Consider the following 8163-nt stretch of genomic DNA (forward strand, 5'->3'; position numbering starts at 1 on the left):
ATTTATAGTTGCAAAGGATGAAACAAATATGCTACAATAAATGCTGTTGTGTGGAATACGGTGGTCCGCTGCGGATGATGAAGGAAAACAGAGGGTTTTCCGGAAGAGGCAAGAACACCTGTACGGAAGGAGGAGTCCTAAATGAACATCCTACAAGAGATTACCAAAGAACAGCTTCGCACCGACATCCCTAGCTTTCGTCCTGGCGACACTTTGAAAGTGCACGTTAAGGTTATCGAGGGATCCCGCGAGCGTATCCAGTTGTTCGAAGGTGTTGTGATTAAGCGTCGCGGAGGCGGCATCGCTGAGACTTTTACAGTGCGTAAAATCTCTTACGGTGTTGGGGTAGAAAGAACTTTCCCAATCAACTCGCCAAAAATCGAGAAGATCGAAGTGGCTCGTTACGGTAAAGTACGTCGCGCCAAACTGTACTATCTTCGTGAACTGCGCGGTAAAGCAGCAAGAATTAAAGAGATTCGCCGTTAATCAGCGAACAACGCTAAAGGGCTTGATTTCAAGCCCTTTTCGTTTTAGGATAAAAAAGGCGTCAATAGATGAACGAACCAAATTGACAGACCGCGAGAAGCGGAGATTTTTCTGGCGATCACGAATGCCTTTTCGCTTCGCTGGTCCAAAGAAAGCATACACGGCTCCGTAATGGGAGCTTTTCTTTTCGGCAAAACTAGGAGAGGGCGGTGGATATATGCAGCAGGACATTCAGAGCGATGCGGTGGAACTGAAGGAAGAAGATCATAAACCACCTAAAAAAGGGAAAAATGAAGTCGTAGAATGGCTGAAAGCGATCATCATTGCCCTGATTTTGGTGGCACTGATCCGCTGGCTTCTCTTCAAACCGTTTATTGTGGACGGACCCTCCATGCAGCCAAACTTTCATACAGGCGAGCGGTTGATCGTCAATGAAATATTGTACGACATCCGGGCTCCGCATCGTGGAGAGGTTATCGTGTTCCATGTTCCGTCCGAAGGCAAGGATTTTATCAAACGCGTGATTGCCGTCGCAGGCGATACCGTCAAGGTGGAAGGCGACACGGTGACCGTGAACGGCAAAAAAGTCAATGAAACCTACATACAGGGTGCCATCGATGCAAGCCATAAAGCGGGCCAGATGTATAATGACAAAGATTTTCCAAACAGCGCGTTTCCGGATGGCAAGGTTCCCGAAGGTCATGTGTTCGTGATGGGGGATAACCGGTCCGACAGTACGGACAGCCGGATGATCGGTTATGTGCCGCTCGGGGATATCGTCGGACGGGCTGACCTCATCTTCTGGCCGGTGAAGGACATCCATTTGATCAACCATTAATGAACGTGGAATGAGGCTGTTTGCGGACAAGAGAATGAGGTGATGACGGTGACGATTCAATGGTTTCCTGGTCATATGACCAAAGCGCGCCGCCAAATACAGGATAAGTTAAAGCTGATTGACGTCGTGATCGAGCTGATCGATTCGCGTCTTCCGCTGTCCAGCCGAAATCCGATGATTGACGAGATTTTGCAGGGGAAGCCCCGGCTGATCATTATGAACAAGGCGGATTTGGCAGACCCTTCGGTAACGAAGCAGTGGCAGGATTACTTTAAAGAGGAAGGCCATACGGCATTTCCGGTCGATGCGGCTACAGGCACGGGCGTGAAAGAAATTCCTGGACAGCTGAAGCTGCTCCTGAAGGAGAAGATCGATCGCCAAATCGCCAAGGGGATGAACCCGCGGGCGATCCGTGCGCTGATCGTCGGCATCCCGAACGTAGGCAAATCGACGCTGATCAATCGGCTCGCCGGGCGCAGCATTGCTGCAACGGGGGACCGGCCGGGCGTGACGAAAGGCCAGCAGTGGATTAAGGTAGGCGGAGAAATCGAGCTTCTGGATACTCCGGGGATTTTGTGGCCCAAATTTGAGGACGAGAACGTTGGCTACCGCCTCGCGGTAACCGGCGCGATCAAGGAAGAGATCCTGAACGTGGAGGATGTCGCCTTTTTTGCGGTCAAATACCTGGTCCAGTATTACTGGGACGCCTTCCGGGAGCGCTTCGAGATCGATGCGGACATGCCGCATAACCCGGACGAGAGTGACGAAATCGTCGCTATCATGGAAGCGGTGGGGCGTAAGCGCGGCTGCTTGATGAGCGGCGGACGGGTGGATCTTGAGAAAGCGTCGAAGACGCTGCTGCGGGAGCTGCGCGCCGGCAAAATGGGCCGGTTCTCGATGGAAGCCCCTTATTAATCGGAAAAGAACGCCGGATACGATCCATGTGTCCAGCGTGTATCAAAGCGAGATGTACAGTATCATAGTGAACGAACAAGCCCAGTTCCGTTATAGGTACTGGGCTTTTTTTGCGTGTTGATTTATGGGAGAGGAAGGCCGTCATATGAAAAAAAGAATGATGGAAATCATGACGATCATCGCGGGGGCGTTTATTTTTGCGCTCGATATCAATCTGTTTGTCATTCCCCACGACCTGGGTGAAGGCGGTGTGACCGGGATTACGATCATCCTGTACTACCTGTTTGCATGGTCGCCGGGATTGGTTAACCTGATTTTGAACGCCATCCTGCTGATCGTGGGTTATAAGTTTTTGGACAAAATGACGACGGTGTACACCATCGTTGCCGTCGTGTTTAACTCTTTGTTCCTCCATTTGACCGAAAATTGGACACTAACATCGAACGAACCGATCGTCAATGCGATTTTTGGCGGTGTATTGGCCGGTGTCGGCATCGGGCTGATCGTGAGGGCCGGAGGCACCACCGCCGGTACGGTCATTTTGGCGCGGATTGCCCATAAATACTGGGACTGGAACATCAGTTACGCCCTGCTGTTCTTTGATCTGATCGTCGCGTTCTCTTCCTACTTTATCATTGGCGCGGAAAGCCTGATGCTGACGATCATTATGCTGTTCGTCGGTACGAAGGTGATGGAATTCATCATCGAGGGCCTGAACCCGAAGAAGGCGGTGATGATCGTATCGGAGCAGCATGCGGAGATCGCCGAGAAGGTTAACCGGGTTATGGACCGGGGAGTCACCGTGTTTAAAGGGTACGGCTATTACAGCAAGTCGGCCAAGGAAGTGCTGTATATCGTCATCAGCAAGCAGGAGGTGCCTGTCCTGAAAAAGATCGTCAAGGTGGCGGACAAGCAGGCGTTTATTACGATCCATGACGTTCGGGACGTGTTTGGGGAAGGATTTATCGACATATCGAAATAGTGTCGCAGCAGAAAATAGACTTATAATAGAGAAGAGGAAAGCTCGTGACCTGGGGTCATGGGCTTTTTTTGTCGGGATCAAGCGTAAGTAGGGCGGCCGCGCATGAAAATACAGCATCGTGGCAAAATAGGTGAAAACGGTTAGAGGAGGAAAAATGTGAGAAGCTGGCGGATTTATTGGGCAATCGTGATGACGTTGATGCTGGCCGTGACGACGGCGTGCGGCGGAAATACGGGAACGAAGCCGCAGGAAGGGCAAACCGGGGGCGCCCAGACGGGGAAAAACCTGCTTGAGACGATCAAGCAAAGCGGCAAGCTGCGCATCGGCACGGAAGGAACGTATGCACCTTTTACCTATCATGATGATAAAGGAACGCTGACCGGTTTTGACGTTGATCTGGGCCGGGAGATTGCCAAAAGGCTCGGCGTGAAGCCGGAGTTTATCGAAACGAAATGGGACGGCATGATCGCCGGCTTGGACGCCAAGCGTTTCGACGTGGTGATGAACGAAGTTTCCATTAACGCGGAGAGGAAGGCTAAATACGACTTTTCGGACCCCTACATCGCCTCCAAGGCGGTATTGATTGTGAAGGACAATAATCAGGACATTAAAAAGCTGGCCGACCTCAAAGGCAAAAAAGCAGGTCAGTCGCTGACGAGCAATCTGAATCAAATTGCTAAAGACAACGGTGCCACGATCGTGCAGGTCGACGGATTCAACCAAGCGATCGACTTGCTGCTGTCCGGGCGCATCGATGCTACGGTGAACGACAAACTGTCCTATCTCGACTTCAAAACAAGACGTCCCGACGCGCCGATCAAGGTGGTGGACGAAACCGATACGGGCAGCACCAGCGCCGTACTGATGAACAAAAACAGCAACGAGCTGCGGGATGCGATTAACCAGGCGCTGGCCGACATGAAGAAGGATGGAACGTACCTCGCCATCTCCAAAAAATACTTTGGTACGGATGTATCGAAATAAGCGGCAAAAGGGGGTTAACCGATGAATGACAGAACCGCCCATCTCACCGATATTTTTATCGACTCCTTTGTGCCGCTGCTTATGGCGGGGATCAAGTTCACGATTCCCCTGACGATCATTTCCTTCATTCTCGGTTTCGTGCTGGCGTTCCTTACCGCGCTGGCCCGATTGTCGCGCTGGAGCATTCTCCAGCGGGTCGCCTGGTTTTATGTGTGGATCATCCGGGGGACTCCGCTGCTTGTCCAGCTGTTTATCATTTTCTACGGGCTTCCGAGCATCGGCGTTGTCATCGACGCATTCACCGCCGCGGTGATCGGGTTCTCAATCAGTGTCGGAGCCTATGGTTCCGAAATTATGAGAGCCGCGATCCAGTCCATCGCCAAGGGGCAGTGGGAGGCGGCGTACTCGGTCGGGATGACCCGTTCCCAGGCGCTGCGCCGGATTGTTCTGCCGCAGGCGGCAAGGGTATCGCTGCCTCCGCTGGCCAACTCCTTTATCAGCCTGCTGAAGGATACGTCGCTGGCTGCGACGGTGACACTCACAGAGCTGTTCCAAAAGGGGCAGCAAATTACGGCGGTCGTGTATGAGCCTTTGCTGCTGTACTGCGAGGTAGCCTTGATCTACCTGATCTTCAGCACCGTTCTGTCGGCGGTCCAGCATCAGCTCGAACACCGGTTTGACCGTTATGCCGCAAGATAGCGAAACGAGGGATGCATCATGATTGAAATCAACGACCTGAGATTAAGCTTTGGCAGCAATGAAGTGCTCAAGGGAATCGACCTGTCGATCGAAAAAGGGCAAGTGACGGTCATCATCGGGCCCTCCGGTTCCGGAAAAACGACGCTGCTCCGTAGCATCAACCTGCTGGAAATCCCGACGGAAGGAACGCTGCGGATCGGAGACTCCGCCTTGTCGTTCAGGGAAGGAAACAAGCCGGGAAGGGGAGATATCCTGGCTTTCCGGAGGAAAACCGGTATGGTTTTTCAATCGTATAATCTGTTTCCCCATATGACGGCTCTGCAGAACGTGATGGAGGCGCAGGTCATCGTGCAGAAAAAGAGCCGAGAAGAGGCCAAGGCGAGATCGCTGGAGCTTCTGGGCAAGGTAGGACTTGCCGGCAAAGCGGACTCCTATCCGCACCAGCTGTCCGGCGGACAGCAGCAGCGGGTCGGTATTGCCCGGGCAATGGGCATCGGTCCGGAGCTGCTTTTATTCGATGAACCGACGTCCGCCCTAGACCCGGAGCTGGTCGGTGAAGTGCTGAAGGTCATCAAAGAGCTGGCTGTAGAAGGCATGACGATGGCCATCGTGACCCATGAGATGAAATTTGCGAGCCAGGTGGCGGACCGGATCGTGTTTATGGACGAAGGAATCATCATGGAGCAGGGCAGCCCGAATGAGGTGCTAAACCATCCGGCGCAGGAGCGGACGAGGCAGTTTTTGTCGCTGCTCAGCGAGCCGGTGTAGAATACATGCAGGTGCTTGCGGGTACGGCGACAATAGCTGCATTGATGCAGCTATTTTTTTGTGTGGGGATCGTGGTGCACGGGTGATTAAAGACGTTCACCTCTTGCCGAACACTCTTCTTTTTCAGTACATTCATCACTTTGCAGTTACATACTTCTCATTACAGCACCTTCTCCTCCTAGCTTCGTGTAGCCAGGTTTTTCACCGGTGAATGCATTCGGACATTTCGGCTCGGCGCATCTTCTTCACTCCAGCAGTCCGCACCCCGATTTTTGGAAGCCTGCCAGATGTCGTTTTTCGTTGGAATCCGCTGCCCGAACATAGTACAATAAAAAGGATAGATTGCGAGTTTGATAGACTTGCCAGGGGAATGAGCGGGAATACCCCCTGGCTCTTGCAGCACGGAGGAGGAAAGACAGCATGGATACGGAAGAGATCGAGCAGTCCCCGAGGGACCTGCTAAAATATGAACGCGAATACATAGAAAGAGATTACCGGTACATAGCGGGTGTGGACGAGGTCGGCAGAGGCTGTTTATTTGGCGACGTGGTGGCGGCGGCCGTGATCCTGCCGGAAGGACTCGTTCTGGAGGGCGTCGACGATTCGAAAAAGTTGAGCGCCAAAAAACGGGACCTTCTGTACGACGTGATTATGGAGCAGGCGCTTGCCGTCAGCGTCGGGTACGTGGATGCCCGAACGATCGATGAAATCAACATTAAGCAGGCGGCCCGCCTGGCGATGAAAAAGGCGGTGCTTGGCCTGACGATCGCCGCGGATTTTTTGCTGGTGGACGCGGAGCATGTGGACGTGCCCGTTCCACAGCTGGCGATCATCAAAGGGGACGCTAACAGCCAATCGATTGCCGCGGCTTCGATCGTGGCCAAGGTTAACCGAGACCGGCTGTGTGAAGGGGAATGGGAGGCGAAGTATCCCGAGTATGGCATCGCGATTCATAAGGGCTATGCAACCAAACTGCACCGTGAGCAGCTGGCAGCTTTGGGACCGACACCGATGCATCGACGCAGTTTTTTGAAAAATATGGAAGTTGTGCAGCAGACCCTGTTCTAGGGCTGCTGTTTTTTTGCCAGGTAAAATGGAAACTCGGGTGTCGCGATGTAAATTTTTATAAGGAAAAAGTTTGGCTGATCAGACTTTTAGAAAGTGCGTTTTCCTGGATAAGCATCTCCAAGCTTTGATTCAGAAAAAAGACCAATCTTAGATGCAGGCTCGCCGTTTCGCGTCGTCTCTGTTCCTCGCGGACCAATCAGGACGTAACGATGACCCCAGCATCCGATAAAACTTATTCAGCCAGATTCGTAATTTGTTGGACGGTATTTTACGTTTCATGTTCGAAGAGCTGAGCATTTGCAGCAATTATGAAGTTAGGGGACGATCTTTGGGTGAAAAGAAACAACGGGGATCGTGAACGCAGATAGACGGACTACAGCCCGCGGCTGGTTCGGCCGATAAATAAATAAACGAAGGAATACGGAAGGGGGAGAGGGACATTGAATATCGGTTCACTGCTGCGCGGCATGATGGGGGATACCAAAGCGGGGGAGTCCAAGCGGCTGGATTTGAAGGAAGGGCAAGTCGTCCGCGGCGTTGTGCTGAGCGTCTCTGAGGACGGACAGGAGGCCGTGCTGCAGATCCAAGGCGTCAAAGTACGGGCGGCACTGGAAACGCCGCTTCAGCCCGGCCAGGCAGCGGTCCTGCAGGTACAGCCGGACAATGGCGGCGGCCTTCCGGTATTGAAAGCGATGGAGGGTTCCCCCTATGGGTCCGGGACTCCGTTGTCGCTTGCGGATGTGCTGCAATCGCTCGATCTGCCGGATACGCCGGAGAATCGGGCCATGCTGGAGGCGCTGCGGTCTTCGGGCGTATATGTGACAAAAGAAAACGCAGCCGTCTTCAAAGACGCGCTGGCGTTAAAACCTGCAGGGGTCAGCACGGAGCAGTGGCTTGGCGCCGCATCGATTGCCAATCAGCGCGGACTGCCGCTGACGGCCGAAAGCGTCCGGGGGTTGCAGCAGGCGGTATTCGGCCCGCCGGTGCACCAGCTGCTTCACGTGCTGGAGGAACAGCTGAATGCGTTCACCGCGCAGGCTGGAGCGGGTTCGGAGGAAGCGGGGGCTGCAGTCAAAAGCGGACAGGGCGTTATTACGCCACAGGCTTCGGGGCAGCAGCCGCCGGCTTCGTTACCCGGAGCGGCTGCGCAGCCGGGGGCTGGCAGCATAGCGGCTCCCGAAGCGGAGCCAGCGGCCGGTGTCCGCAGCCCAAAGAGCACCGAGGCAGAGGGGGATGCCGGGAAGGCGGCGGGGCGCGCGGCTGACGGCACATCCGCGGCCGGCACGGCTGCCGCGGCGTCCCATCCAGCGGCGGCGCTTCAGCCGCTGGTCGCCAGGCTGCAGGCGCTGCTGCAGCAGCTGCGCGCGGCACCGCTCACGGGTGCCGCCGCACCAACGCCCGCCCCGGCTGAGCCGGCGGGCGG

At 54.3% G+C, this 8163-nt stretch carries 7 protein-coding genes and 2 pseudogenes; all 9 read left to right on the forward strand.

Annotated features, from left to right (window positions below):
• The first annotated feature begins 141 nt into the window (after positions 1-141).
• Entirely contained in the window at positions 142-486 is a 345-nt protein-coding gene (gene rplS / locus BCV73_RS06535; RefSeq protein WP_076168209.1) for a 50S ribosomal protein L19, read from the forward strand.
• Between the two features lie 217 nt (positions 487-703).
• A complete protein-coding gene (gene lepB / locus BCV73_RS06540) occupies positions 704-1324 on the forward strand; it encodes a signal peptidase I (RefSeq protein WP_076168207.1) in 621 nt (206 codons plus the stop codon).
• A gap of 48 nt (positions 1325-1372) precedes the next feature.
• On the forward strand, positions 1373-2239 hold the full coding sequence (ylqF, locus tag BCV73_RS06545) for a ribosome biogenesis GTPase YlqF (RefSeq protein WP_076169548.1): 867 nt from the start codon (positions 1373-1375) through the stop codon (positions 2237-2239).
• Positions 2240-2384: 145 nt separating this feature from the next.
• A complete protein-coding gene (locus tag BCV73_RS06550) occupies positions 2385-3221 on the forward strand; it encodes a YitT family protein (RefSeq protein ID WP_076168205.1) in 837 nt (278 codons plus the stop codon).
• Positions 3222-3410: 189 nt separating this feature from the next.
• The gene (locus tag BCV73_RS06555) at positions 3411-4205 is read left to right on the forward strand and encodes an amino acid ABC transporter substrate-binding protein (protein ID WP_089550127.1); all 795 of its coding nucleotides are present in this window, start codon (positions 3411-3413) and stop codon (positions 4203-4205) included.
• A 21-nt stretch (positions 4206-4226) separates the two neighbouring features.
• Positions 4227-4904, forward strand: a complete 678-nt coding sequence (locus tag BCV73_RS06560; protein ID WP_076168201.1) for an amino acid ABC transporter permease — start codon at positions 4227-4229, stop codon at positions 4902-4904.
• A gap of 18 nt (positions 4905-4922) precedes the next feature.
• The gene (locus tag BCV73_RS06565) at positions 4923-5672 is read left to right on the forward strand and encodes an amino acid ABC transporter ATP-binding protein (protein WP_089546534.1); all 750 of its coding nucleotides are present in this window, start codon (positions 4923-4925) and stop codon (positions 5670-5672) included.
• Between the two features lie 384 nt (positions 5673-6056).
• Positions 6057-6740 (forward strand): annotated as a pseudogene (locus BCV73_RS06570) (ribonuclease HII); the annotation flags it as partial.
• Between the two features lie 440 nt (positions 6741-7180).
• A pseudogene (locus BCV73_RS34950) lies at positions 7181-8163 on the forward strand (hypothetical protein); the annotation flags it as partial.

This window comes from Paenibacillus sp. SSG-1, from assembly GCF_002224835.1.
Lineage (GTDB): Bacteria > Bacillota > Bacilli > Paenibacillales > Paenibacillaceae > Paenibacillus_AQ > Paenibacillus_AQ favisporus.